We start from the raw sequence: 24,972 nt of genomic DNA on the forward strand, positions 1-24,972 counted from the left end.
ACCTATCGGTTAACAGCCGATTGCTCTGCCAATTGAGCTATGGAGGAATGTTCCGCACTCTCGTGCGGGCAACCAGTCCATACTAGCAAAGCTCAACCCGTGCTCATGACCATCGACGCCATTTCACGATCCGACGAGGCGTCGGTCGGCGTCGGCGCTGGGGGTCCAGAGCAGGTCGTGCGTGCCGTGTCCGTACGCGACGGTGAGGCCGCCGCGCAGCACGAGCACATCGGCATCCAGCTCGGTCACGACGTCGGGCTCGTTGGTGACCACGAGGGCTGCCATGCCGAGCTCGTGGCGGCGCCGCAGGATGGCGTCGCGCGCCGCTCTGCGCACCTCGACGTCCATGTTCGCGAACGGCTCATCCGCGATGAGCACCCTCGGCTGCAGCACCAGCGCCCGCGCGAACGCGACGCGCTGGCGCATCCCTGCGCTGAGCTCGTACGGATACTTCGCCGAGGCGCCGAGCGGCAGCATCATCTCGTCGAGGAGCGAGGCGATGCGCACCGCGAGCCCGCGCGGGCTCACCCGGCGGTCGCGGCTCGTGATCGGCTCGCCGATGACCTCTGCCACGGTGAGCCGCGCCGGCAGCTGCGCTCCCGCGGACTGCGGGAGGTAGCCCGCGTAGTACGTGAGGTACCGGTGCGCGCGTCCGGGATGCCGCACCGGGATGCCCTCGACGGTGCCGCTGCCTCCCACGACGGCGAGACCGTGCTCCTCCGCGCCGGCCAGCACGGCGGCGAGCGAGGACTTGCCCGATCCCGTCGGCCCCATCACCGCGAGCGTGCCGCCGTGCGGCACACGGAAGGTGACCCCGTCCACGACGCGCTGCGCCGGTCCGCCGCGTCCTGCCCGGGCGATCGACAGGTCGGAGCAGTCGATCGCCATCTCTGCATCTCGTCGGCGAGCCATCCCCTCATCCTGCCCTGCGGCGCCGGGACGCACCACCCGAGGGGGATGATCGGGCGTCAGGAGCCTTCGTCGGCGATCGTCTGGCGGCGCGCGTCGAGCTCCCGCAGGCGCAGGCGGATGCTGCGACCCTCTTCGGAATCCGCCGGCACGCGCTGGATCGCCCCGAGCAGCTCGGCCTTCTCGCGGTCGAGTCCGCGCAGCACCAGCCGGCGCAGGAGATCGCTCGTGGATGCCACGGCCGCGTCGTCGTCGAGCGCCGGGAAGTTGCCCGCGAGCAGCTCGGCCGCCAGGGACCGGTAGGGCTCCCGCACGGTGGCGACCGCATCCACCGACCATCCCGGCCGCTGCATGGTCCCCGCCGCGGCCACGACCGCCGCCCGGACGGCCTCCAGCGGAGGAAGCCGGAACGGCAGCTCGAGCGCCCGGGTGACGAGCGTGGGGTCGGTGCGGTGGCCGAACTGCAGGACGCCCATGAGCGCATCCCGCTCCAGCGCCGCCTCGGGCGTGCGGGGCAGCGTGGCCAGGGTGACGCGCAGAGCGGTGTCGTCGCCCGACTCGGGTGCGGCCTCGGCCGGGGAGGCGTCGCGGCGGCGGTCGTCGCGGGGACCGCCGCGCCCGGCCCGTTCGACCTCGCGCCTGACGTCCTCGGTGTCCATGCCCAGGCGGCGGGCGAGCACGCGGATGTACTCGGGCTGCAGCAGCGGGTCGCGCAGCTCGGCGACGACGGGGGCCGCCGTGCGCAGCGCGCCGACGCGTCCTTCGACGCTCGCGAGGTCGTAGCCGCCGATGCGCTGGTCGAGCACGAACTCGACCATGGGCACCTTGGTCTCCAGCAGCGCCCGCACCGCGCCGTCGCCGCGCGCGAGCCGCAGGTCGCAGGGGTCGAGGCCTTCCGGGCCGGTGGCGACATACGTCTGGGCGTTGAAGCGCTTGGCATCGGCGAACGCCCGCAGCGCAGCCTTCTGCCCGGCCGCATCGGGGTCGAACGTGAAGACGACCTCGCCGGCTGTCGAGTCGTCGCCCATGACGCGGCGCAGCACCGTGATGTGGTCGGCTCCGAACGCCGTGCCGCACGTCGCGATCGCGGTCGTGATGCCCGCGAGGTGGCACGCCATGACGTCGGTGTACCCCTCGACGACCACGACGCGGTGCTCGCGGGAGATGTCGCGCTTGGCGAGATCGAGCCCGTAGAGCACGTTCGTCTTCTTGTAGAGCGTCGTCTCGGGCGTGTTGAGGTACTTGGGACCGTTGTCGTCGTCGTAGAGCTTGCGCGCGCCGAAGCCGATGACCTGGCCGGTGACGTCGCGGATAGGCCACACCACGCGTCCGCGGAACCGGTCGTACACCCCGCGCTGACCCTGAGACACGAGACCGGCCGACGACAGCTCCTCGTCGGTGAAGCCCTGGGAGCGCAGAGCCTTGGTCATGCCCTCCCACCCCTTGGGGGCGTAGCCGACCCCGAAATGCCCCGCGGCACCCGCGTCGAACCCGCGCTGCCCGAGGAAGCGCCGCGCCGTGTCGGCCTCGGGGGTCATGAGCTGCGACCGGAAGAACTCGGCGGCCGCGGAGTTCGCGGCGAACAGCCGCGCACGGCCGGTGTGCTCCGGCGCGGCACCGCCGTCCTCGTAGTGCAGGGCGTAGCCGATGCGTCCGGCGAGGCGCTCGACCGCCTCGGTGAAGGTCACGTGGTCCATCGCGCGGAGGAACGAGTACACATCCCCCGACTCCCCGCAGCCGAAGCAGTGGTAGAAGCCGGCCTGCGGACGGACGTTGAAACTCGGGCTGCGCTCGTCGTGGAACGGGCACAGACCCTTGAGGGACCCGACCCCGGCGGACTTGAGGGCGACCCGCTCGCCGATGATGTCCGCGATGTTGGTGCGCGCCTTGACCTCGTCGACGTCGGCCTGACGGATGCGTCCGGCCATCAGCGGACTCCGTGAGAGGGCACGTCCATGGGGCGGGCGCCGGGTGCCCAGACGCCGACGGATGCCGCATCCACGGGCGCGACCAGCGAGCCGTGCCAGGTGATGGCGAGCTGATCGGTGAGGCTCGCGACCTGGTCGACGACGACACGACGGCGGGCGGCATCCGATCCGGCCGCGGCGAAGTCCCGCGCGTGGATCGCGTCGAGCGCCTCCGGCTGCTCCCACAGCGCCGTCGCCAGGCGCTTGAGCAGGCGGCGCTGCTCCTTGTAGAGATCCTTGCGACCCTCGATCGACACGACGGCTGCGCCGATGATCCCCTTCAGCACCGCCATCTCGGCCTCGACGATGCGCGGCACGACGAGGTGGCCGCGGTATCTCGTGAGCACGGCGAGGTCGTAGGACTCGCGGGTCGCGGTCGTGGCGGCGCGGGCGAACCGCCCGATCAGGTCGGAGGTGAGGTTCTTCAGGCGGGCGAGCGCGGCACGGGTGCCGTCGAACGACCCGATCCACTCCGGCATCCGGGTCAGCCGGAACAGGGCGTCCTCGAGCTCGTCGCGCGCGAAGTCGAAGCCCACCCAGGACTGGATGGCAGTCAGCAGCGCCTCGTGCTCGCGGGGGTCGACGAGGCGCGCGGGGTCGAGGTAGCCGTTGACGATCGCGTCCTCGAAGTCGTGGACCGAGTAGGCGTTGTCGTCCGAGAGGTCCATCACCTCGGCCTCGATGCAGCGCACGCGACCGGGGGCGTGGGCACGCAGCCAGCGGAAGACGTCCTCGTCCTCGGGGTATACGCCGAACTTCAGGCGTCCGCCGGGGTCAGGGAGCGGATGGTCAGCCGTCCACGGGTACTTGCACGAGGCATCCAGGCTCGCGCGCGTGAGGTTCAGGCCGAAGCTGCGGCCCTCCGCATCGATCACCTTCGGCTCGAGGCGGGTGAGGATGCGCAGCGTCTGCGCGTTGCCCTCGAAGCCGCCGAAGTCCTCGGCCCACTCGTTGAGCGCCCGCTCGCCGTTGTGCCCGAACGGCGGGTGACCGAGGTCGTGGCTCAGGCAGGCCGTGTCGACGACGTCGGCGGCCAGGCGCAGCGCCGTGGCGAGCTCGCGCCCGACCTGCGCGACCTCGAGCGAGTGGGTCAGCCGGTTGCGCGCGAAGTCGGCGGGGCTCGCCGGGCTCAGCACCTGCGTCTTCGCCGCGAGCCTGCGCAGTGCGGCCGAGTGCAGCACCCGGGCGCGGTCGCGCGCGAAGTCGTCGCGCTGGGACCTGTGGCGTTCGGCGTGGAACCGTGCGGCATCCGCGTCGTCGTACCCCAGGGGTCGCTCGGACGCGCCCGCCCCGTCACCCGCCACTGTGGTCGAGTTCCGCTTCGGCGAGGGCGATGGATGCCGCGGCCCCGAGCTCGCGGGAGTTCAGCCAGCCGTCGGGGAGGGCGGGGCGCTTCGGCGTGCCGGCACGACCGCGCTGACCCTCGGCTGCCGCGCCCGGGTACGGCGCGTCGAGGTCGAGGGTGGCCAGCAGATCGTCGATCTCGGCGAGGCTGGAGGCGGTGGCGAGGCTGGCGCGCAGCTCGCCGCCGACCGGGTACCCCTTGAAGTACCACGCCACGTGCTTGCGGATGTCGCGGCAGCCGCGATCCTCGTCGTCGAAGAACTCGACGAGCAGCTCCGCGTGGCGCCGGAACGCGGCTGCGACGAAGCCGAGCGTCGCGTCCACCGGCTCGGCCGGTGCAGCGTCCGGTCCCCCGAGCGCGCGGGCGAGATCGCCGAACAGCCACGGCCGCCCGAGGCAGCCGCGACCGACCACGACGCCGTCGCAGCCCGTCTCGGCCATCATGCGGACAGCGTCCTCGGCCGACCAGATGTCGCCGTTGCCGAGCACCGGGACGCTCGTGACGGTCTCTTTGAGCTTCGTGATCGCCGACCAGTCGGCGTTCCCCGAGTAGAACTCCGACGCCGTCCGCGCGTGCAGTGCGACGGCGGCGACGCCCGCGTCCTCGGCGATGCGACCGGCGTCGAGGTAGGTCAGGTGGTCGCCGTCGATGCCCTTGCGCATCTTCACCGTCAGCGGGATGTCGCCGGCCGCGCGCGCGGCGCGCGTGACGATCTCGCGGAACAGCCCGAGCTTCCACGGCAGCGCCGCTCCCCCGCCCTTGCGGGTGACCTTGGGGACGGGGCAGCCGAAGTTGAGGTCGATGTGGTCGGCGCGGTCCTCCTCGACGAGCAGGCGCACGGCCGCCTCGGTCGTGGCGGGATCCACGCCGTACAGCTGGATCGAGCGCGGCTTCTCGGACTCGTGGTGCGTGATCAGCCGCATCGTGGTGGCGTTGCGCTCCACGAGCGCCCGGGTCGTGATCATCTCGCTCACGTAGAGGCCCGCTCCGTACTCGCGGCACAGCCGGCGGAACGCGGTGTTGGTGATGCCGGCCATCGGCGCGAGCACCACAGGCGCGTCGAGTTCGATGGGCCCGATGCGCAGCGTGGGCGCGGGGGCGATGGCAGTCGTCACGACTCCATTCTCTTACAGGAACCCGACGCTTGGCTGTACACGGGGGCACCGCACTCGGAAGGACACAGGCGAACGGCCCGCCACGAGTGATCGTGGCGGCCCGCTCGCGCGTCGTTCTGCGGGATCAGGCGTCGATCTCTGCGGGCTCGCGGTGCTCGGCCCACACCTGGCGCACGATCTGCGCGAAGGCGTCCGCGGGCTGTGCGCCCGACACGCCGTACTTGCCGTCGATGACGAAGAACGGCACGCCGTTGATGCCGTACGCGGCCGCCTGCGCCTGGTCGGCGCGGACGGCGTCCAGGTAGCGGCCGCTCTGCAGCGCGTCGCGCGCGGCGTCGGCGTCCAGTCCCGCGTCCGCGGCGAGCGCGACGAGCTCGTCCTCGCGGCCGAGGTGGCGGCCCTCGGTGAAGTAGGCGGCCATGAGACGCTCGGCGAGCTCGTGCTGCCGGCCCTGCTCCTTCGCGAAGTGCAGCAGCTCGTGCGCCTTGACGGTGTTGGTGTGCTTGAGCAGGTCGAAGCGGTACTCCAGGCCTGCGTCGGCCGCGACGCCGGTGACGCGCTCGAGCATCTGCTGCACCTGCTCGCGCGGCATGCCCTTGTGCTTCGCCAGGAAGTCGAGCTCGTCACCCTCGAAGTCCACGGGGGTGTCGGGAGAGAGCTCGAACGAGTGGAAGGTCACCTCGACGGCGGGGGCGTCCTCATCGGTGGATGCCGCGGCCAGGCCGTTCTCGAGGTTGCGCTTGCCGATGTAGCACCACGGGCAGGCGATGTCGCTCCACACGTCGATCTTGATGGCGTCTGTCATGCTGAGGACAACCCCTGGTGGTGCGCCTCGTATTCCATCGACCGGCGGGCGAGCACGGCGGCGACAAAGAAGCACAGCGCCCCGAGGAAGGTGCCGAGGTTCACCCAGCGGGGGTCGTAGATGGTCCCGGTGGCCGGGACCACGTAGGCGCCGACCGCCGAGAAGCCGAACGCGACCGAGCCGGCCATGTTCAGCCACGTCCCATGGGCGGTGCGGGCGTCCGGATCCCATAGCTCGTGCCTGCGCCGCGCGGCCACGAGGGCCAGGACGCTCGCGATCAGGAACGCGGCCGAGCCCCAGGCATCCGGTGTCCATCCGGTCGACGGGGTGGATGTCGCACGGATGGCGCCGATGAGGACGGCCGCGGTGCTCACGTTGAACAGCAATGTGCCGACGAACTGCACGGCCGCCGACCACCAGTCGGCGAAGTCCGCGGTCGACGAGGAGCGTCTGGGCGGGCGGCGGCCGCTCAGTGCGAGCTGGATGAAGCCGCCCAGGGTGAAGAACACCGACCCCGCGAAGAACGTCGCCGCATCCCACACGGGTCCGACCGCGTCCACGTACCAGGGCACGACCCCGACGGCGAACAGGACGGAGCCGACGGCGAAGCCCCAGGACTCCCGGCGCAGCCGCATCGCCCGCGTCCGCTGCGGTCGGGCGGGCCCGTCGTGGTGGGTGATCACCTTGGTGCCGGTCTCGCCGCGACTCAGTGGTGGAACGACCCGGCCTCTTCTTCGCTCATGGGCACGGTGATGGGGTGCCTGTCGAAGTGCTCGATCGCGTCACGGTAGTCGTCCATGAGCAGGGATGCCTCATCCCGGCCGAATCCGACGCGGACGAGGATGCGCTGGATCGCGAGGTCCTCCCGGTTGGCGGGCATCGTGTACGCCGGCACCTGCCATCCCCGGGCCCGCAGCCGGTCGGCGAGATCGAAGAGGGTGAACGGGTGCTCCACGCCCTCCTTCAGCTTCCACGACACCGCAGGGATGCCGGACTGCGGGCTGCCGTCGTTGATGATGTCGAAGTGCTCGAGCTTGCCGATCTCGTCGGCGAGGTACATGGCCGTGTCGTAGCAGGCCTGGTGCACCTTGCGGTAACCCTCTCGCCCGAGCCGCACGAAGTTGTAGTACTGCGCGACGATCTGGCCCCCGGGGCGCGAGAAGTTCAGGGCGAAGGTGGGCATGTTGCCGCCGAGGTAGTTCACGTCGAAGATGAGCTCCTGGGGCAGGTCGGCCGCGTCGCGCCACACGATCCACCCCACGCCGAGCGGTGCCAGCCCGAACTTGTGGCCCGAGGTGTTGATGGACTTCACCCGCGGCAGCCGGAAGTCCCAGACGAGCTCGGGCGCGGTGAACGGGGCGAGGAAGCCGCCGCTCGCGCCGTCGACGTGGATCGGGATGTCGAGGCCCGTCTCGGCCTGGTGTGCGTCGAGCGCGTCGCTCACGGCCTGCACCGGCTCGTAGCCGCCGGTGAAGGTCACGCCGAGCGTGGGAACCACGCCGATCGTGTTCTCGTCGACGCGCTTCATGACCTGTTCCGGCGTCATCAGGAACCGGTCGCCCTCCATCGGGATCTCGCGCAGTTCGACGTCCCAGTAGCGGGCGAACTTGTGCCAGCACACCTGCACCGGGCCGGTGATGAGGTTCGGCTTGTCGACCGGCAGCCCTGCCGCGCGGCGGCGCGCCCGCCAGTTCCACAGCAGCGCCATGCCGCCGAGCATGGCCGCCTCGCTGGAGCCGGTCGTGGACGTGCCGAGCGTGTTGGCGGCATCCGGAGAGTTCCAGAGGTCCGCGAGGATGTGCACGCAGCGCTCTTCGATCGCGGCGGTCTGGGGATACTCGTCCTTGTCGACCATGTTCTTGTCGAGCGTCTCGGCCATGATGAGCAGGACTTCCGGTTCGAGCCACGTCTGGCAGAACGTCGCGAGGTTCTGCCGGGAATTGCCGTCCATCATCAGCTCGTCCGAGATGACGCGATAAGCGTGCCGAGGCAGCTGCTCGCGCTCCGGGATGCGGTACTTCGGCAGAGCTCCGGCCAGATCGGACGACGAGTAGATCTCGTCGAGCATCTCGTCACGGATCGAATCGCGCTTGTGCAGCATGCTGACACCCCCATGTCGTGCCGCGCCCCGCACGCGACAGCCCCGATGCTAGCGGGCTATCGGGTCCGTGCCCAGAGTCAATCCGTACGGACGGAAACCGCCGCCGATCAGGCGTCAGGCCGGCGCGGCGCCGGGGGTGTCCACCGCGCCGCCGAAGCGGCGGTCGCGGCCGAGGTAGACGTCGATGCCGTGCCACAGATCGGCGCGGGTGAAGTCGGGCCACAGCGTGTCGAGGAACACGAACTCCGCGTAGGCGGACTCCCACAGCAGGAAGTTCGACGTGCGCTGCTCGCCGCTGGAGCGCAGGAACAGATCGACGTCCGGCATCCCGGGCTGATACAGCCGCCGCTGGATGAGCTTCTCCGACACGGCCGACGGCTTGAGCCTGCCGGCGGCCACGTCGTCGGCGATCGACCGCATGGCGTCGACGAGCTCGACGCGGCCGCCGTAGTTCACGCACATCGTGAGCGTGAGCACGTCGTTGCCCGCGGTCAGCCGTTCGGCGAACTGCAGCTCCTTGATCACCGACCCCCACAGCCGCGGCTTGCGACCGGCCCACTGGATCCGCACGCCCCACTCGTTGAGCTGATCGCGCCGCCGGTGAAGCACATCGCGGTTGTAGCCAATGAGGAAGCGCACCTCGTCGGGCGAGCGAGACCAGTTCTCGGTCGAGAAGGCGTACACCGACAGGTGCTTCACGCCCGCCTGGATCGCTCCTGCGACGACGTCGAGCAGCGCCGCCTCACCCGCCTTGTGCCCTTCGATGCGGGTCAGTCCGCGGCGGTTCGCCCATCGGCCGTTGCCGTCCATCACGATCGCGACGTGGTTCGGCACAGCGCCCTTCGGATACTCCGGCGGGTACACACCGGTCCAGTCGAGCGGGCGGTACGGCACCGCGTCGCGGTGCGTGTAGGGCTTGGGGGTCACCTGGGGCCTTCCTGCGGGGCTGCCGAGACGTGAGAGAGGGAGCGGATGCCGCGCTCCAGGTGCCACTGGGCGTAGGCGGCGATGAGGCCCGAAGCCGCCGCGGTCGAGCCCGGGGCTGCGGCATCCACCGCATCCCACTCCCCCGCCATGAGCGACTGCAGGAGAGACACGGTGGCGGCGTCGACGCGGGCTGCGCCGACCGGGGCGCAATCGCGGCAGACGATGCCGCCCTGCTGGGCGACGAACGTGTCGTGCGGGCCGGTGCGTCCGCAGCGGGCGCATTCGCCGAGGCCGGGAGCCCAGCCCGACAGGGCCATCGCCCGCAGCAGGTACGAATCGAGCACGCTGCGCGACGCGTGCTCGCCGCGCGAGAGCGCACGCAGGCCGCCGACGAGGAGCAGGTATTGCTGCGGCGTCGCCTCGGCCTCATTGAGCCGGTCCGCGGCCTCGACCATCGCGTGCGCGGACGTGTAGCGGTCGTAGTGGGCCACGATGTCGGCGCCGTAGGAACCGAGGGACTCCGCCTGCTGCACGATGTCGAGCGAGCGGCCCTGGTACAGCTGCACGTCCGCGACCATGAAGGGCTCCAGGCGCGAGCCGAACCGCGACGAGGTGCGGCGCACGCCCTTGGCGACGGCGCGCACCTTGCCGTGACGACGGCTGAGCATCGTCACGATCCGGTCGGCCTCACCCAGTTTGTGGGTGCGCAGGACCACGACTTCATCGCGGTAGGTGGGCACCCTACGATTATCGTCGCGTCGCCCGCTCGCAGGCGCCGCGCACCGCGAGAATGGACAGGTGAACGAGCCTGTCTTCGTGATTCCGCTGTGGGCGGACCTCACCGCCGTCGGTCTCGGCGGGATCCAGGGCGCACTGTTCGCGTCGGGGTTCCGCGGCGAGCGGCGCCTCGACATGCTGGGCGTCGCGATCATCGGCGTCGTCGTCGGCATGGGAGGCGGACTCATCCGCGACCTGCTGCTGAACGTCGCCCCCACGACGCTGCAGAGCAACTGGTACCTGCTGACGGCGACGGGCGCCGCGCTGTTCGGGATGCTGCTGGCCGGCGTCTTCCAGCGCCTGAACGCCGTCATCGTCGGTCTCGACGCACTCGTCATCGGCATGTTCGGCGCGTTCGGAACGAGCAAGGCGCTCGTGCTCGGGCTGCCGCTCGTGCCGGCCGTGTTCGTGGGCGTCTGCTCGGCCGTGGGCGGCGGCATCCTCCGCGACATCATCATGGGACTGCCGGTCGCCATCATGCACGTCGGCTCGCTGTACGCCGTGGCGGCGGGTGTCGGCTGCCTGGTCCTGGCAACCGCGCACGACCTCGGCGCGAACATCGTCGTCGCCGCGGTGGTCGGCATCGTCGTGACAGCGGTCATCCGCCTGCTCGCCGTGATCTTCGACATCTCGCTGCCCGAGCAGCGCGCGCTCTATCGGCGCAAGGTGGCGGTCGAGACCTCGACGATCCCGATCGTCAAGCCCTGACGCATCCGTCGGACCCCGGCAGTGTCACGTCGTGCCACGGTCGGCGCACACCGACGGGTGCACGCGGGGATCGCCCGCGCACACCCGTCGACGGTCAGCGCTCAGACGCCCGCGAGGGCTTCGGAGCGCTCCCGCGTACGGATGGCGCGGTTCACGCCCGACACGATCGCCTTGAGCGAAGCGGTCGAGATGTCTGAGTCGATGCCGACGCCCCACAGGCGCTCGCCGTCGACCTGCAGTTCGATGTAGGCGGCCGCCTGGGCGTCGCCACCGGCGCTGAGTGCGTGCTCGACGTAGTCGTACAGCGTCACCTCGAAGCCCTGGGCGCGCACGATCTCGAGGAACGCGGCCACCGGACCGTTGCCACGGCCGGAGGCCTCGCGGCGCTCGTCGCCGTCGCGCAGCGTGATGTCGAGCGCGACATCGCCCGACAGGTCGCTGCGGGTGCTGGTGGCCAGCAGCTCGAAACGGCCCCAGCGCTCGTCGGCGATCTCGGACGGCAGGTACTCGTCCGTGAAGATCTTCCAGATCTGGTCGCTCGTGATCTCGCCGCCCTCGGCATCGGTCTTGGCCTGCACGACGCCCGAGAAGTCGATCTGCAGCTTGCGCGGCAGATCGAGCGAGTGGTCCGTCTTCAGCAGGTACGCGACGCCGCCCCTTGCCGGACTGCGAGTTGACGCGGATGACGGCTTCGTACGAACGGCCCAGGTCCTTCGGGTCGATCGGCAGGTACGGCACGGCCCACTCGATCTCGTCGACGGTGACCCCGGCCGCGGCGGCGCGCGCCTCCATCGCCTCGAAGCCCTTCTTGATGGCGTCCTGGTGCGAGCCGCTGAAGGCTGTGAACACGAGGTCTCCGGCCCACGGGCTGCGCTCGTGCACGGGCAGCTGATTGCAGTACTCGACGGTGCGCTTGACCTGGTCGATGTCGCTGAAATCGATCTGCGGGTCGATGCCCTGGGTCAGCAGGTTGATGCCCAGTGCGACGAGGTCGACGTTGCCGGTGCGCTCCCCGTTGCCGAACAGGCACCCCTCGATGCGGTCGGCGCCGGCCATGTAGCCCAGCTCCGCTGCGGCGATCGCGGTGCCGCGGTCGTTGTGGGGGTGCAGCGAGAGGATGACGTTCTCGCGATGCGCCAGGCGACGGCTCATCCACTCGATCGAGTCGGCGTACACGTTGGGCGTGGCCATCTCGACCGTCGCGGGCAGGTTGATGATGACCTTGCGCTCGGGCGTCGGCTCGAAGATCTCGATGACCTGGTTGCAGACGTTCAGCGCGAACTCGAGCTCGGTGCCGGTGTAGCTCTCGGGCGAGTACTCGTAGAACACCTTCGTCTCGGGGATGCGCTTCTCGAACTCGCGGCACAGGCGCGCGCCCTCGAGCGCGATGTCGATGATGCCCTGCTCGTCGGTGCGGAAGACCACTTCACGCTGCAGCACGCTCGTCGAGTTGTAAAGGTGGACGATCGCCTGCTTGGCGCCCGCGATCGACTCGTACGTGCGCTCGATGAGGTGCTCGCGCGCCTGAGTCAGCACCTGGATCGTGACGTCATCGGGGATGAGGTCCTCTTCGATCAGCTGGCGCACGAAGTCGAAGTCGGTCTGGCTCGCCGAGGGGAACCCGACCTCGATCTCCTTGTAGCCCATCTGCACGAGCAGATCGAACATGATGCGCTTGCGCTCGGGGCTCATCGGATCGATGAGCGCCTGGTTGCCGTCGCGCAGATCGACGGCGCACCAGCGCGGTGCGGTCGTGATCCGCTGGTCGGGCCAGGTGCGGTCGGGCAGGTCCACCCGGATCTGCTCGTGGAACGGCCGGTACTTGCGGATCGGCATGCCCGAAGGCTTCTGGGTGTTGTCCATGGTTTCGTCGCTTCTCTCGTTGCCGACGCCCCGATGGGGCTGTCGATGCCTGATGGTGCGGGCCAACAAGAAGCTCCGCGACGAGGAAGGCCCTAGAACGAGGTCTCGTCGCGGCGGCTAAGAAGAAGGAGCCCGCCGAAGCGCATGGAGCCAGAGTACACCCGTGGTCGGCGGCGGCGCGAACCGGGCGACACAGGATGCCGCACCGCCGCTCCTGAGACGATTCGCCCCGCACCGACACCAGCAGGGTATGAGACGTGTTCCCGGACCGCTCGGCATCGTCGCCGCCGGTGCGTTCGTCCTGCTCGCGGCGACGGCCTGCGCCGCCTCCTCCTCCGGTCCCGGAGCCTCCGGCGCCTCGTTCGGTGCGGTGACGCCGGTGCCGCCCGAGGGCGAGGTGACCGCCACCGGGACCGTTCTCGACATGGGCGGCGAGGTGCAGCTGTGCCTCGGACCGGTCGCCGAGTCGTACCCGCCGCAGTGCACCGGCATCCCGCTCGACGGATGGTCGTGGGACGGGCTCGACGGCGCCGAGACCTCCGGCGAGACGACCTGGGGCGCCTACGCCGTCCGCGGCACCTACGACGGCGAGTCGTTCACGTCGACCCAGCCCCCCGTCCTGCTCGCACTGTACGACCCGATCCCCCTGCCGGATCCGACCGACGGCCGCCCCGGAAAGGGCGACGAGGCGACGCTTTCCGCCATCCAGAACGAGCTGCCCGATCGGCTGGGCGATTCGTACCTGGCCTCTGCGCCGCAGGACGGCCGGCTCTGGGTCGACGTCGTGTGGGACGACGGCACGTGGCAGGATGCCGCGAACGCGGAGTACGGCGAAGACCTCGTGGGCGTCCGCTCCGCGATCCGCGACATGGACGGCTAGGGCGTGTTGCTAAAGGCCCGTGACTCTATCCCTTGACTCGGGAAGTCATTTCCGACGGACTCAGCTGAAGGTCGATTGTTCGTAGCGAGTGGCGCGTGTCCGCTGGCAGAGTGGGTCGCATGACGTCGCATCACAATTCGGCCAGCTCATTCATCGTCGATCAGCAGCGGAGAGTCCTCGACGCGCTGCCGTTCGCAGACAAGCAGGACTTCGATGACGCGGAGCGCGGCTTCATTGCAGCGCGCACGCCTAACGCGATCCAGGATGCGGATGGCGCGGTGATCTGGGACAACGACACGTACGACTTCATCACCGGCGATGCCCCCGAGACGGTGAACCCGAGCCTGTGGCGTCAGTCGAAGCTTGTCGCGAAGCAGGGCCTGTTCGAGGTCGTCGAGGGCATCTATCAGATCCGTGGATTCGATCTGTCGAATATGACCCTCATCGAGGGCGAGGCCGGTGTTCTGGTGCTCGACCCGCTGGTCACCGAAGAGGCCGCTGCCGCGGGCCTCGCGCTGTACCGTGAGCATCGCGGTGACAGGCCCGTGACCGGCGTGCTCTACACGCATCCGCACGTCGATCACTTCGGCGGCGTCAAGGGTGTCGCCACGCAGGAGGATGTCGACGCGGGTCGTGTGCCGGTCATCGCACCCGAGGGGTTCACCGAGCACGCGGCGTCCGAGAACGTCTATGCCGGTACTGCCATGGCGCGCCGTTCGGCGTACATGTTCGGCGCAGCCCTTCCCCGGGGAGTGCAGGGCGCCGTGGGCGCCGGCCTCGGCCAGACCGTCTCGACGGGCAACATCACACTTATCGCCCCGACCCTCGACATCACGCACACCGGTCAGGAAGAGGTCGTGGACGGTGTGCGGATGGTGTTTCAAATGGCGCCTGAGACTGAGGCGCCGGCCGAGTTCCTCGTCTACTTTCCCGACCACAAGGCGCTGTGCGCGGCGGAGGACGCGACGCACACGCTCCACAACCTGCTCACGCTGCGTGGTGCGCTGGTGCGCAACCCGCACGCGTGGACGCACTACCTCACCGAGACGATCGACCTGTTCGGCGGCGACCTCGAGGTCGTGTTTGCGTCGCACCACTGGCCTACCTGGGGTCGCGAGCGGGTTGTCACGTTCCTGTCGCAGCAGCGGGACCTCTACGCGTACCTGCACGACCAGACGTTGCGCCTCATCAACCAGGGCTGGACCGGGATCGAGATCGCCGAGCACCTGCAGCTGCCGCCGGCGCTGGAGAACTCGTGGCACGCACGGGGCTATTACGGGTCGGTCAGCCACGACATCAAGGCCATCTACCAGCGGTACATGGGCTGGTTCGACGGCAACCCGGCGCACCTGTGGCAGCACCCCCCGGTCGAGCAGGGCAAGCGGTATGTCGAGTTCGGCGGCGGTGCAGATGCTGTTCTCGAAAAGGCTCAGTCCGCATTCGACTCGGGCGACTATCGGTGGGCGGCCGAGATTGCCAGCCACCTCGTGTTCGCTCAGCCCGACAACCAGGCTGCCCGTGACCTGCTCGCTGACATCCTCGAGCAGCTCGGTTACGGTTCCGAAAACGGGATCTGGCGCAACTTCTTCCTGTCGGGCACCACGGAGCTCCGCGATGGCCAGTTCGGCACGCCGACGGTGTCGGCGTCGGCGGATGTCATCTCGGCCCTCACCCCGGAGATGCTGTTCGACGCGATCGCGATCCAGATCGACGGCCCCCGCGCGTGGGACGAGAAGCTCAGCATCGAGATCGTGCTCACCGACGTCGACAAGCGCTACCGTCTGTGGCTCAGCAACGGCGCGCTGATCTACAGCGCCGCCCCGCAGGCCGGCGACGCCGACATCACGCTGACGACCACGAAGCGATCCCTTCCGGCGCTGGCGACCGGCGCACTCACCGCCGAAGGCCTCGCTGGTGCAGGTATCGAGGTCGCCGGTGATCCGACGGTGCTCGGCAGGCTCGCAGCGCTGCTCAGCCCCGGTGATAAGGACTTCGCCATCGTCACACCCTGAGCGCCGAGCACGATCGAGGCCGGTTGCTGCTCCAGAGGAGCGCAGCAGCCGGCCTCGCTAACGGACGCGGGACGGGCGTGTCGGTGAGCAATTCACCCGGCGCGGGTGCTGGAGAGGACGCAATCCCTCGCGCAGCAGTCCGGTGACCTGGACTGGGTCGCGTCGATCGACTCCACGATCGTGCGCGTGCACCAGCATGGCGCGACCCTTCCCCGCATCACAGGGGGCTCTGTCGAACCACAAGAAGTTCGGTGAGTAGCCGCCAGATCACGCGATCGGCCGCTCCCGCGGCGGGTTGACGACGAAGAACCACCCGGTCTGCGACGGGAAGGGCAGAGCTCTCGCGTTCATCCTCACGCCGGGGCAAGCAGCGGACACCAGCATGCTGGCAGGCCGATCGACTTCGGCGACCAGCAGCCGGCCCGCTACCGCGGCCGCAACGTCGTCGAGCGGTGCTTCAACAAGCTCAAGCAATGGTGCGGAATCGCGATGCGCTCGGACAAGACCGCCCGCAACTACCACGCCGGGCTCTGCCTCGCCGCGACGCTCCACTGGCTCAGCAGCTCCTTTAGCAACACGGCCTAGGCGCTCAGAAGCCCAGGCGTCCGAGCTGCTTGGGATCGCGCTGCCATTCCTTCGCGACGCGGACGTGGAGCTTCAGGAAGACCTTCGTGCCGAGCAGCGGCTCGATCTGCGCGCGTGCCCGTGTGCCGACATCGCGCAGGCGTGAGCCCTTGTGGCCGATGATGATCGCCTTCTGGCTGTCGCGCTCGACCACGATGTTCGCGTAGACGTCCGTGAGCCCGCCGTCCTCGCGCTCCGCGATGTCGTCGATGGTGACGGCGATGGAGTGCGGCAGTTCGTCGCGCACCCCCTCGAGGGCCGCCTCGCGGATGATCTCGGCGATGCGGTCCTCGGTCGACTCGTCGGTGACGACGTCGTCGGGGTACAGTGCCGGCCCCACCGGCATGAGCGCCAGCAGCTCGTCGCTCAGGACGTCCAGCTGCTCGCGCGTGAACGCCGACAGCGGGATCACGGCTGCCCAGTCCTCGCGCAGACTGTCGACCTCCATGAGACGCTCGGTGATCTGGTCACGCGACGCCGCGTCGGTCTTGGTGACGATCGCCACCTTCTTCGCGCGGCCGTAGCCGTCGAGCGACTCCGCGATCCGGCGGTCGCCGGGGCCGACTTTCTCGGTCGCGGGCACGCAGAAGCCGATGACGTCGACGTCGCCGAGCACCTGCTCGACGAGGTCGTTGAGACGCTGACCGAGCAGCGTGCGCGGCTTGTGGAGTCCCGGCGTGTCGACGATGACCAGCTGACCGCCGGGACGGTTCAGGATGCCGCGGATGGCGCGGCGGGTCGTCTGCGGCTTGTCGCTGGTGATCGCGACCTTCTCGCCCACGAGCGCGTTCGTGAGCGTCGACTTGCCGACGTTGGGCCGGCCGACGAACGTGACGAAGCCGGATCGTCCTTCGGCGGATCCGTCCGGGGCGCCGGTCCCTTCGGCGGGCTCGGGGACCGGGGTGGTCGGGGACTCGCTCACGGCGTCTCCTCCTTCTTCGGCAGCCGGATCTCACCGGTGCGCGTGGTCACGATGCGGATCTCGCCGGTCCGCGGGGAACGGCCGACGTCGGCCGGGGTCTCGCCGCGTTCGACGAACACGGTCGAGATGCCGCGGCCCCGGCCGCGTGAGGCCCCGCCGGTCATGATGAGACCCGCGAACTCGGCCGTCGCGCCGGGTTGCGGAACGCGCCCGAGGGCCTTGCCGAGCAGACCGCCGATCGAATCGACGTCCTCGTCCTCCAGCTCCAGGCCGAACAGATCGCCGACCTCGTCGAGACCCAGTCGGGCGCTGACCCGGTAGTGGCCGGGCTCCAGCTCGGTGACCTCTTCGGCGCGCGGGTCGTACTCGTCCGAGATCTCGCCGACGAGCTCCTCGATGAGGTCCTCGAGCGTCACGAGACCCGAGACGCCGCCGTACTCGTCGACGACGAGGCAGACGTGCACGGCGTCGCGCTTCATCTGCTGCAGCAGCGTTTCGGCCTTCATGGACTCGGGCACGAAGACCGCCGGCCGTGCGATGCGGGCGATCGGCGCATCCCGCCAGCCGGACTCGTCGCGGAAGCCGAACTGCACGAGGTCCTTGAGGTAGAGCACCCCCACCACGTCGTCGGCGTCGTCGTCGACGATCGGCATGCGCGACACGCCCTTGTCGAGGAAGATCGTCATCGCCTCACGGGTGGAGGTCGAGGCATCCACCGTCACCATGTCGGTGCGCGGCACCATCACGGCGCGCACGAACGTGTCGGTGAAGTCGAAGACCGAGTGGATGAGCTCGCGGTCGTCCTGCTCGATGAGCTCGTTCTCGGCAGCCTCGTCGATGATGCTGAGCAGCTGCTCCTCCGAGGCGAAGGACGACCCGCGGGATGCCCCCGGGGTGATGCGCGTCCCGAGCGCGACGAGGCCGTGGGCGAGCGGGCCGAGGATGATGCGGACGCCCCGGATGACCGGCGCCGCTCCGCGCAGGAGCCGCTTGGCATGAAGCCGGCCGACGGTGCGGGGGCTCGCCCCGACCACCACATACGACACGCCGGTCATCAGCACCGCCGCGGCGAGCATCGCCCACCAGATGTTGGAGAACAGCAGCGTGAACGCCACCGTGACGAGCACGGCGGCCGTCGTCTCGGCGAGGACGCGGATGAAGAGCACCGCGTTGCTGTGCGCCTCGGGGTCGGCGGCGATGCGCTGCAGCGTCTTCGCGTTGCGGCCGCCGGCACCCAGCTCGGCGAGGTCGGCGCGCGAGGTGACCCCCATCGCCGCGTCGATCGCGACCATGAGGGCGCCGAACGCGAGCAGCAGCGCTGCGGCGACGAGGAGGAGAGCAGCGGTCATGCGCGGGGTCGTCGGCGTTCGGACGCCTGGAACGACGCGATGAGCTCGCGCTGCAGGCCGAACATCTCGCGCTCCTCTTCGGGCTCGGCGTGATCGAACCCGAGCAGGTGCAGCAGCCCGTGCGTGGTCAGCAGGATCAGCTCGTCGAGGGTCGAGTGCTTCGCGGCGACCGCCTGGGCCTCGGCGACCTGCGGGCACAGCACGATGTCGCCGAGCAGGCCCGCGGGGGTGGGCATGTCCTCGGTGCCGGGGCGCAGCTCGTCCATCGGGAAGCTGAGCACGTCGGTGGGGCCGGGCTCGTCCATCCACTGCACGTGCAGCGACTCCATGGCGCCCTCGTCGACGAGCAGGATCGCCACGTCGGCATCCGGGCTCACGTGGAGTTCGGCGAGGTTGTGCTCCATCAGACGCAGCAGCACCGCCTCGTCGACGGCGATCCCCGACTCGTTGCCGATCTCGATGGTCATGATGAGCGTCCTCGCTTCGGAAGGTGGTCACGGGGGCCGGCAGCGCGCGGCATCCCGGCGCGCCGCTCGGCGCGGTTGGCGAACTCGGATGCCTCGTCCCGCTCGCGGCGGGCGGCGAGCCGCAGCTCGTCGTACTCGCTGTACGCGTCGACGATGCGGCCGACCAGGTTGTGACGCACGACGTCGTCGCTGGTGAGATACGAGAAGTGGATGTCGTCGATGTCCTTCAGCACCCGCGTGACCAGCCGCAGGCCGGACGCGCCCTGCGGCAGGTCGACCTGCGTGATGTCGCCGGTCACGACCATGCGCGTCCCGAAGCCCAGCCGCGTGAGGAACATCTTCATCTGCTCGGGCGTGGTGTTCTGCGCCTCGTCGAGCACGACGAACGAGTTGTTGAGGGTGCGGCCGCGCATGTACGCGAGCGGGGCGACCTCGATCGTTCCCGTGGCCATGAGCTTGGGGACGATCTCGGGGTCCATCATCTCGTTGAGCGCGTCGTACAGCGGGCGCAGGTACGGGTCGATCTTGTCGGTGAGCGTGCCGGGCAGGAACCCGAGCCGCTCCCCTGCCTCGACGGCCGGACGCGTCAGGATGATGCGATCGACCTCCTTGCGCTGCAGGGCCTGCACGGCCTTCGCCATCGCCAGATAGGTCTTGCCCGTGCCGGCCGGGCCGATGCCGAACACGATCGTGTTCTCTTCGATCGCGTCGACGTACGCCTTCTGGCCGAGCGTCTTCGGACGGATCACGCGGCCGCGCGACGACAGGATCGCCTCGCCGAGGACCTCGGAGGGACGGGGCCCGCCGTCGGGGGTGCTGCGCAGGATGCGGTTCGACGACGTCACGTCGGACTCGCCGAGCGCGTGCCCGGCCTTCGTCATCGCGAGGAGCTCGTCGACGAGCGCGCGTGCAGCGGCCACGGCATCCGCCTCACCGGTCAGGGTGATCTCGTTGCCGCGCACATGGACGTCGACGCCCGGGTGCTCGCGCTCGACCACGCGCAGCAGGCGGTCCTGCGGGCCGAGCAGCTGGACCATCGCCACGCCGTCGGCGTAGACGACGTCCGTGACGGCGTTCTCAGAGGGATGTTCAGGCACCGAGGCTCTTCTCATCGAGGCCGCCTGCGAGCACGTGCGCGTGCACGTGGAAGACGGTCTGGCCCGCGTCGGGGCCCGTGTTGAATACGAGGCGGAAGTCGCCGTCCGACAGCTGGGCGGCGACGGTGTTGGCAAGGCCGACGACTTCGGCCATCAGGTCCGGGTCGGCCGCGGCGAGCTCGACGACGTTGCGGTACTCCTGCGTGCGAGGGAACACCAGGACGTGCACGGGGGCCTGGGGAGCGATGTCCTTGATCGCCACCGCGTTCTCGGTCTCGCCGACGACCTCTGCCGGGATCTCGCCGTTCAGAATGCGGGTGAAGATCGAGGGTTCGCTCATGCCCGCAAGTCTACCGACGAGGCTCTCCACCCGGCCGGACGGCGCAGGACCGGGCGTTCACCAGCGACCGAGGCGGGCGCTGACGACCGCGATGGCGGCCGGTCCGGCGGTCGAGGTGCGCAGCACCGTGTCGCCCAGGCGCACCAGCCGCGCGCCGCCGGCGACGAGCGTCTCCAGCTCGTCGGCGGCGATCCCGCCCTCGGGGCCCACGACGAGCACGATGTCGCGCGTGTCGGCGGGGTCGAGCTCCAGCGCGCTGAGCGCGACCGAGGCGGTCGGCTCGAGGACGAGGATCGTGGATGCTGCTGCCCGCTGCGCGAGCGCACGCGTGGTGGTGAGCTCCGACACCTCGGGCAGCCACGCCCGATGCGCCTGCTTCGCCGCCTCGCGGGCGATCGTCGCCCAGCGCGCACGGCCCTTGGCGGCCTTGGCCGCATCCCAGCGCGACACGCTGCGCGACGCCTGCCACGGCACGATCTCGTCCACGCCGAGCTCGGTCGCGGCCTGCACCGCCAGCTCGTCGCGATCCCCCTTGGCGAGCGCCTGCACCAGCACGACGCGCGGGCTCGGGGCGGCGGCATCCGTTCGCCCTTCGATGCGCACGACCACCTCGCGCGGCGCGACAGACTCGACTCTGCCCGTCAGCCACGCGCCGCGGCCGTCGCCGAGCGTCACCTCCTCGCCGACGCGGACGCGCCGTACCGCGGCGGCGTGGTGAGCCTCGGCGCCCGTGAGTGTCACGGCGTCGCCGGGACCCGCCGTCGTGGGCCCGTCGAGGTGAGCGCCCGCGGCACCGTCGATCAGAGCGCCTGCGGCCCCGTCGATCAGGAAGTGCAGCGCCACGGTCAGCCGTTGCGGAAGCGGTCGCGGAGCTTCGAGAACAGCCCCTGGTGGAACTCCGCGAGCTTCGGGGCCGGGGCCTTCGTGCGCTTCGCGAACTCCTCGATGAGGGCCCGCTCCTTGTGGTCGAGCCGTGTCGGCGTCACCACGTGCACGCCGACCTTGAGGTCACCGCGCTGCGAGCCGCGCAGCGGCGTGATGCCGCGCCCCTTGATCGTCAGGATGTCTCCGGCCTGGGCGCCCGGGCGCACCTCGAGGTCGACCGGCCCGTCGAGCGACTCGATCGTCGTCGTCGTGCCCAGGATCGCATCGGGCATCGAGACCTCGAGCGTCGCCAGCAGGTCGTCGCCGTCGCGGCTGAACACCTCGTGCGGCGTCACGGTCACCTCGATGTACAGGTCGCCGTTGGGGCCGCCCGCCGGCCCGACCTCGCCCGAGCCCGGCAGCTGCAGGCGCAGCCCGGTCTCGACGCCGGCCGGGATGTCGAGCGACACGGTGCGGCGCGAGCGGACGCGGCCCTGTCCCTGGCACGTGGCGCACGGGTACGGGATCGTCGTGCCGTAGCCCTGGCACACGTTGCACGGCTGGGTGGTCACGACGTTGCCGAGGAGGCTGCGCACCTGGCGCTGCACGTGACCCGTGCCATGGCAGATGTCGCATGTGACGGGCGTCGTGCCGGGTTGGCAGCAGGATCCGTCACAGGTCTCGCACACGACGGCCGTGTCGACCTCGATGTCGCGGTGCACCCCGAACACGACGTCGCCGAGGTCGAGGGTCACGCGCACCAGGGCGTCCTGGCCGCGCTCGCGCCGCGATCGGGGCCGCCCGCCGCGTCCGCCGCCCGCGGCGCCGAAGAAGGTCTCGAAGATGTCGCCGAAGCCGCCGAAGCCGCCTGCTCCGCCGCCGAACGGCGAGTCGCCGCCGCCCATGTCGTACCGCGCGCGCTGATCGGGGTCGCTCAGCACGTCGTACGCGTGGGTCACGAGCTTGAACCGCTCGGATGCCTCCTCGCCGGGGTTCACGTCCGGGTGGAGCTGGCGTGCGAGACGCCGGTACGCCTTCTTGATCTCGTCGGGGGTGGCGTCGCGTGAGACGCCGAGGACCTCGTAGTGGTCAGCCACTTTCGCCTTCCTGCCGCGGATGCGCCGCGGGATCGTGTCTGCGTCTGCCTCAGCGGGAGGGGTCGTCCTGCTCGAGCATGCGCGTGAGATAGCGCGCGACGGCTCGGACCGCCGCGAGGTTCGTGGGATAGTCCATGCGGGTGGGACCCAGCACGCCGATGCGGGCCTTGGAGCCCGTCGCGTCGTAGTCGCTCGTCACGACCGATGCCTCGGCCAGTCCGAACGGCTCGTTCTCGCGGCCGATGCTGGCCGCCAGTCCTTGCTCGTCGGCGACCATCTCTCCCATGAGGCGCAGGAGCGTCACCTGCTCCTCGATGGCCTCCAGCAGCGGGTAGATGCTGCCGCGGAAGTCTGCTTCGCGACGGGCGAGGTTGGCGCTGCCCGCCATGACCAGCTTGTCCTGACGGAACTCCTCGAGCTCCTCGGCGACCGCCCGCACGATCTCGTCGGTCGCGCGCACGTGGGCGGGCGCCTGTGCCGACGGTGCGGCGAGCCGGTCGGCGATGCGCTGCAGCCCCTCGCGGACCGGGCGGCCGACCAGGAGGGTGCCGAGCTCGGCGCGGATGCGGGCGAAGTCGGCCTCGTCGAACTCGTCGCCCACGAACGTCAGTCGCTGCGACACCCGGCCGGTGTCGGTGACGACGATGACGAGCATCCGCCCGCCGCCGAGCTGCACCAGCTCGACGTGGGTCACGTTCGCGCGCGCGAACGACGGGTACTGCACGATCGCGACCTGACCGGTCAGTTGCGTGAGCGCCCGCACCGTGCGCACCAGGACGTCGTCGAGGTCGCCGGAGCCGTCGAGGAATGACGCGATCGCGGCGCGCTGGCCGGTGCTCAACGGGCGCAGCTCGGCCAGATGGTCGACGAAGACCCGATACCCCTTGTCGGTGGGCACGCGGCCCGACGACGTGTGCGGGGCGACGATGAGATCCTCGTCCTCCAGCAGCGCCATGTCGTTGCGGATGGTCGCCGCGGACACGCCGAACGCGTGGCGCTCGACGATCGCCTTGCTGCCGACCGGCTCGCGCGTGTCGACGTAGTCCTGGACGATCGCCCGCAGCACCTGCAGACCCCGCTCGCTGACCATCCCGCCTCCCGCCTCGCCGTGGACGCCGTGCACTGCTGGCACTCACATGTCTGGAGTGCCAATTCTATCCGATCGGCATCCCTGGATCGCCGAGCGCACGGCGCGAGTCGAGGAGGCCGGGTCAGTCGGTCAGCGCCCGCACGACGGCATCCGCCAGCAGCCGGCCGCGGCGGGTCAGCACGATCCGGCCGTGCCGCGCGTCCGCACCCTCGATGAGCCCGTCGGCGATCAGCGCAGCCACCGCGTGGCGCCCCTCGCCCAGCAGCTCCGACACGTCGAGCCCCTCGCGGATGCGGGTGCGCAGCAGCACGCCTTCGAGCGCGCGGGCGGCAGCATCCGGGATCTCGCGGCCGGCGCCGGGCGACTCCCCCGCGGCGAGGCGCTGTGCGTACGCGGCCGGATGCTTGACGTTCCAGAAGCGCACCCCCGCGACATGGCTGTGCGCGCCCGGGCCGAAGCCCCACCAGTCGGCGCCGGTCCAGTATGCGAGGTTGTGCCGCGACCGGTGCTCCACGCCGCGCGACCAGTTCGACACCTCGTACCAGTCGTATCCGGCGCCGCCGAGCAGGTCGTCGGCGAGCTCGTACATGTCGGCCTGCAGGTCGTCGTCCGGCGCCGGCACCTCGCCGCGGCGGATCTGCCGCGCGAGCTTCGTGCCGTCCTCGATGATGAGTGCGTAGGCCGAGATGTGGTCGGGGTCCAGCGCCGATGCGGCCTCCAGCGACGCGCGCCAGTCCTCCAGCGATTCGCCGGGCGCTCCGTAGATCAGGTCGACGCTCACGTCGAGGCCCGCCTCGCGCGCCGCGGCGACGGCGGTGCGGACGTTCTCGGGATCGTGGGTGCGGTCGAGCGCGGCCAGCACGTGAGGCACCGCGGACTGCATGCCGATCGACAGGCGGGTGACCCCGGCGGCGGCGAGCTCGTGCGCGACGGCGGGCGACACCGTGTCGGGGTTGGCTTCGACGGTCACCTCGGCCCCGTCGGCCAGCCCGAACGCGCCGCGCACTCCGTCGAGCATGCGTGCGAGGTCGCCCGGCGGCAGCAGTGTGGGCGTGCCACCGCCGAAGAACACCGTCGACGCGGGCCGCAGACCGCCTGCCGCGCCGAGCACCGACGTCGCGAGGTCCACCTCGCGCAGCAGGGTGTCGGCGTACTGGTCCTGGCGCGCACCGCGCAGCTCCGACGACGTGTAGGTGTTGAAGTCGCAGTACCCGCAGCGCACGCGGCAGAACGGCACGTGGAGGTACACGCCGAACGGCACGGCGGGATCGACGCGGATGCCGTCGGGCAGCGCTCCGTCCGACGGCATCGGATCGCCCAGGGGCAGAGCCGATCCCATCACGCTCTCGCGTTCACGCGGGCGTCGAATACAGCGGCGAGATCGCGCGCAGGTAGCGCGTGAACAGCTCGCGACGGCGGCGCTTGGTCAGAGCGGGGAGCACCTTGTACAGGAACGCGTGCGGGGCATCGAACGCACGGACGGTGAACCACACCTCGTCGTTCTCGTACCACTCGAGCATGAAGGACTCCTCGCCGCTGACCACCGAGTCGCTCACGGTGCCCAGCGCGAAGCCCACGCGTCGCGGCTCCTCGACGGCGAAGATGACCCGCAGCTCGGCGTCGGCCTTCAGCCCCTTCACCCGTCCGTCGAGGCGGACGGTCGCGCCGGCGCCCACGTACGGCGTGCCGTCGGCGTCGAACCGCTGCTCGGCC

At 70.3% G+C, this 24,972-nt stretch carries 22 protein-coding genes and 2 pseudogenes; 4 read left to right on the plus strand and 20 right to left on the minus strand.

Annotated features, from left to right (window positions below; genetic code table 11):
• Positions 1-123 precede the first annotated feature (123 nt).
• From ACTHNQ_RS07330 to recO, 9 genes are all read right to left on the minus strand, one after another.
• Positions 124-912: an ATP-binding cassette domain-containing protein gene (locus ACTHNQ_RS07330; RefSeq protein ID WP_440332405.1), complete on the minus strand. Its 789-nt coding sequence runs from the start codon at positions 910-912 to the stop codon at positions 124-126.
• A 56-nt stretch (positions 913-968) separates the two neighbouring features.
• Entirely contained in the window at positions 969-2,837 is a 1,869-nt protein-coding gene (gene dnaG / locus ACTHNQ_RS07335; RefSeq protein ID WP_440332407.1) for a DNA primase, read from the minus strand.
• Entirely contained in the window at positions 2,837-4,180 is a 1,344-nt protein-coding gene (locus tag ACTHNQ_RS07340) for a deoxyguanosinetriphosphate triphosphohydrolase (RefSeq protein ID WP_440332409.1), read from the minus strand. The genes dnaG and ACTHNQ_RS07340 overlap by 1 nt, the downstream gene beginning before the upstream one ends.
• On the minus strand, positions 4,170-5,336 hold the full coding sequence (gene dusB, locus ACTHNQ_RS07345; protein WP_018170942.1) for a tRNA dihydrouridine synthase DusB: 1,167 nt from the start codon (positions 5,334-5,336) through the stop codon (positions 4,170-4,172). Before dusB ends, ACTHNQ_RS07340 begins: the two co-directional genes overlap by 11 nt.
• 124 nt (positions 5,337-5,460) lie before the next feature.
• On the minus strand, positions 5,461-6,141 hold the full coding sequence (locus ACTHNQ_RS07350) for a DsbA family oxidoreductase (protein ID WP_018170943.1): 681 nt from the start codon (positions 6,139-6,141) through the stop codon (positions 5,461-5,463).
• On the minus strand, positions 6,138-6,824 hold the full coding sequence (locus ACTHNQ_RS07355) for a hypothetical protein (RefSeq protein WP_440332412.1): 687 nt from the start codon (positions 6,822-6,824) through the stop codon (positions 6,138-6,140). The genes ACTHNQ_RS07350 and ACTHNQ_RS07355 overlap by 4 nt, the downstream gene beginning before the upstream one ends.
• Before the next feature lie 23 nt (positions 6,825-6,847).
• Positions 6,848-8,242, minus strand: a complete 1,395-nt coding sequence (locus tag ACTHNQ_RS07360; RefSeq protein WP_440332414.1) for a glutamate decarboxylase — start codon at positions 8,240-8,242, stop codon at positions 6,848-6,850.
• A gap of 114 nt (positions 8,243-8,356) precedes the next feature.
• Positions 8,357-9,169, minus strand: a complete 813-nt coding sequence (locus tag ACTHNQ_RS07365) for an isoprenyl transferase (RefSeq protein WP_440332415.1) — start codon at positions 9,167-9,169, stop codon at positions 8,357-8,359.
• Positions 9,166-9,909 carry a DNA repair protein RecO gene (gene recO, locus ACTHNQ_RS07370; protein WP_440332417.1) on the minus strand — a complete coding sequence of 248 codons (744 nt, stop codon included), beginning with the start codon at positions 9,907-9,909 and terminating at the stop codon, positions 9,166-9,168. Before recO ends, ACTHNQ_RS07365 begins: the two co-directional genes overlap by 4 nt.
• Positions 9,910-9,967: 58 nt before the next feature.
• Here recO and ACTHNQ_RS07375 point away from each other — a divergent pair, with 58 nt between their 5' ends.
• Positions 9,968-10,654, plus strand: a complete 687-nt coding sequence (locus tag ACTHNQ_RS07375; protein ID WP_440332419.1) for a trimeric intracellular cation channel family protein — start codon at positions 9,968-9,970, stop codon at positions 10,652-10,654.
• Positions 10,655-10,755: 101 nt separating this feature from the next.
• Here the strand turns inward: ACTHNQ_RS07375 and leuA are convergent.
• Positions 10,756-12,517: pseudogene (gene leuA, locus ACTHNQ_RS07380) on the minus strand (2-isopropylmalate synthase).
• A gap of 250 nt (positions 12,518-12,767) precedes the next feature.
• On the opposite strand from leuA, the gene ACTHNQ_RS07385 reads away from it, so the two are divergent.
• The 3 genes and pseudogenes from ACTHNQ_RS07385 to ACTHNQ_RS07395 all read left to right on the plus strand — a co-directional run.
• The gene (locus ACTHNQ_RS07385) at positions 12,768-13,397 is read left to right on the plus strand and encodes a hypothetical protein (protein ID WP_440332421.1); all 630 of its coding nucleotides are present in this window, start codon (positions 12,768-12,770) and stop codon (positions 13,395-13,397) included.
• Between the two features lie 119 nt (positions 13,398-13,516).
• Positions 13,517-15,409, plus strand: a complete 1,893-nt coding sequence (locus ACTHNQ_RS07390; protein ID WP_440332422.1) for an alkyl/aryl-sulfatase — start codon at positions 13,517-13,519, stop codon at positions 15,407-15,409.
• A 259-nt stretch (positions 15,410-15,668) separates the two neighbouring features.
• Positions 15,669-15,791, plus strand: a pseudogene (locus tag ACTHNQ_RS07395) (IS5/IS1182 family transposase); the annotation flags it as partial.
• Between the two features lie 207 nt (positions 15,792-15,998).
• On the opposite strand, the gene era reads toward ACTHNQ_RS07395, so the two are convergent.
• The 10 genes from era to ACTHNQ_RS07445 all read right to left on the minus strand — a co-directional run.
• Positions 15,999-16,955 (minus strand): GTPase Era, encoded by a 957-nt coding sequence (era, locus tag ACTHNQ_RS07400; protein ID WP_440332424.1) that lies wholly within the window; start codon positions 16,953-16,955, stop codon positions 15,999-16,001.
• The gene (locus ACTHNQ_RS07405) at positions 16,952-18,304 is read right to left on the minus strand and encodes a hemolysin family protein (RefSeq protein ID WP_440332426.1); all 1,353 of its coding nucleotides are present in this window, start codon (positions 18,302-18,304) and stop codon (positions 16,952-16,954) included. Before ACTHNQ_RS07405 ends, era begins: the two co-directional genes overlap by 4 nt.
• Positions 18,301-18,771 carry an rRNA maturation RNase YbeY gene (ybeY, locus tag ACTHNQ_RS07410; protein WP_440332428.1) on the minus strand — a complete coding sequence of 157 codons (471 nt, stop codon included), beginning with the start codon at positions 18,769-18,771 and terminating at the stop codon, positions 18,301-18,303. The genes ACTHNQ_RS07405 and ybeY overlap by 4 nt, the downstream gene beginning before the upstream one ends.
• Positions 18,768-19,883, minus strand: a complete 1,116-nt coding sequence (locus tag ACTHNQ_RS07415) for a PhoH family protein (RefSeq protein WP_440332429.1) — start codon at positions 19,881-19,883, stop codon at positions 18,768-18,770. Before ACTHNQ_RS07415 ends, ybeY begins: the two co-directional genes overlap by 4 nt.
• On the minus strand, positions 19,861-20,208 hold the full coding sequence (locus ACTHNQ_RS07420) for an HIT domain-containing protein (protein WP_440332431.1): 348 nt from the start codon (positions 20,206-20,208) through the stop codon (positions 19,861-19,863). Before ACTHNQ_RS07420 ends, ACTHNQ_RS07415 begins: the two co-directional genes overlap by 23 nt.
• 57 nt (positions 20,209-20,265) lie before the next feature.
• A complete protein-coding gene (locus ACTHNQ_RS07425; RefSeq protein ID WP_440332433.1) occupies positions 20,266-21,051 on the minus strand; it encodes a 16S rRNA (uracil(1498)-N(3))-methyltransferase in 786 nt (261 codons plus the stop codon).
• A 2-nt stretch (positions 21,052-21,053) separates the two neighbouring features.
• The gene (dnaJ, locus tag ACTHNQ_RS07430; RefSeq protein WP_440332435.1) at positions 21,054-22,169 is read right to left on the minus strand and encodes a molecular chaperone DnaJ; all 1,116 of its coding nucleotides are present in this window, start codon (positions 22,167-22,169) and stop codon (positions 21,054-21,056) included.
• 49 nt (positions 22,170-22,218) lie between these two features.
• A complete protein-coding gene (gene hrcA / locus ACTHNQ_RS07435) occupies positions 22,219-23,259 on the minus strand; it encodes a heat-inducible transcriptional repressor HrcA (RefSeq protein ID WP_440332436.1) in 1,041 nt (346 codons plus the stop codon).
• 121 nt (positions 23,260-23,380) lie between these two features.
• A complete protein-coding gene (gene hemW / locus ACTHNQ_RS07440) occupies positions 23,381-24,598 on the minus strand; it encodes a radical SAM family heme chaperone HemW (protein ID WP_440332440.1) in 1,218 nt (405 codons plus the stop codon).
• 13 nt (positions 24,599-24,611) lie between these two features.
• A partial coding sequence (locus ACTHNQ_RS07445; RefSeq protein WP_440332438.1) for a DUF1990 family protein occupies positions 24,612-24,972 on the minus strand: 361 nt, incomplete at its 5' end.

The sequence above is a fragment of the Microbacterium sp. genome (assembly GCF_051953575.1).
Lineage (GTDB): Bacteria > Actinomycetota > Actinomycetes > Actinomycetales > Microbacteriaceae > Microbacterium.

Excerpts from the sequence above, each read along its gene's own strand:
- ACTHNQ_RS07330 (WP_440332405.1), bottom strand. The coding sequence starts at position 912 with ATGGCTCGCCGACGAGATGCAGAGATGGCGATCGACTGCTCCGACCTG.
- dnaG (WP_440332407.1), bottom strand. The coding sequence starts at position 2,837 with ATGGCCGGACGCATCCGTCAGGCCGACGTCGACGAGGTCAAGGCGCGC.
- ACTHNQ_RS07350 (WP_018170943.1), bottom strand. The coding sequence starts at position 6,141 with ATGACAGACGCCATCAAGATCGACGTGTGGAGCGACATCGCCTGCCCG.
- ACTHNQ_RS07360 (WP_440332414.1), bottom strand. The coding sequence starts at position 8,242 with ATGCTGCACAAGCGCGATTCGATCCGTGACGAGATGCTCGACGAGATC.
- ACTHNQ_RS07385 (WP_440332421.1), top strand. The coding sequence starts at position 12,768 with ATGAGACGTGTTCCCGGACCGCTCGGCATCGTCGCCGCCGGTGCGTTC.
- ACTHNQ_RS07390 (WP_440332422.1), top strand. The coding sequence starts at position 13,517 with ATGACGTCGCATCACAATTCGGCCAGCTCATTCATCGTCGATCAGCAG.
- ACTHNQ_RS07405 (WP_440332426.1), bottom strand. The coding sequence starts at position 18,304 with ATGACCGCTGCTCTCCTCCTCGTCGCCGCAGCGCTGCTGCTCGCGTTC.
- ybeY (WP_440332428.1), bottom strand. The coding sequence starts at position 18,771 with ATGACCATCGAGATCGGCAACGAGTCGGGGATCGCCGTCGACGAGGCG.
- ACTHNQ_RS07415 (WP_440332429.1), bottom strand. The coding sequence starts at position 19,883 with ATGAGAAGAGCCTCGGTGCCTGAACATCCCTCTGAGAACGCCGTCACG.
- ACTHNQ_RS07420 (WP_440332431.1), bottom strand. The coding sequence starts at position 20,208 with ATGAGCGAACCCTCGATCTTCACCCGCATTCTGAACGGCGAGATCCCG.
- hrcA (WP_440332436.1), bottom strand. The coding sequence starts at position 23,259 with ATGGTCAGCGAGCGGGGTCTGCAGGTGCTGCGGGCGATCGTCCAGGAC.
- hemW (WP_440332440.1), bottom strand. The coding sequence starts at position 24,598 with ATGGGATCGGCTCTGCCCCTGGGCGATCCGATGCCGTCGGACGGAGCG.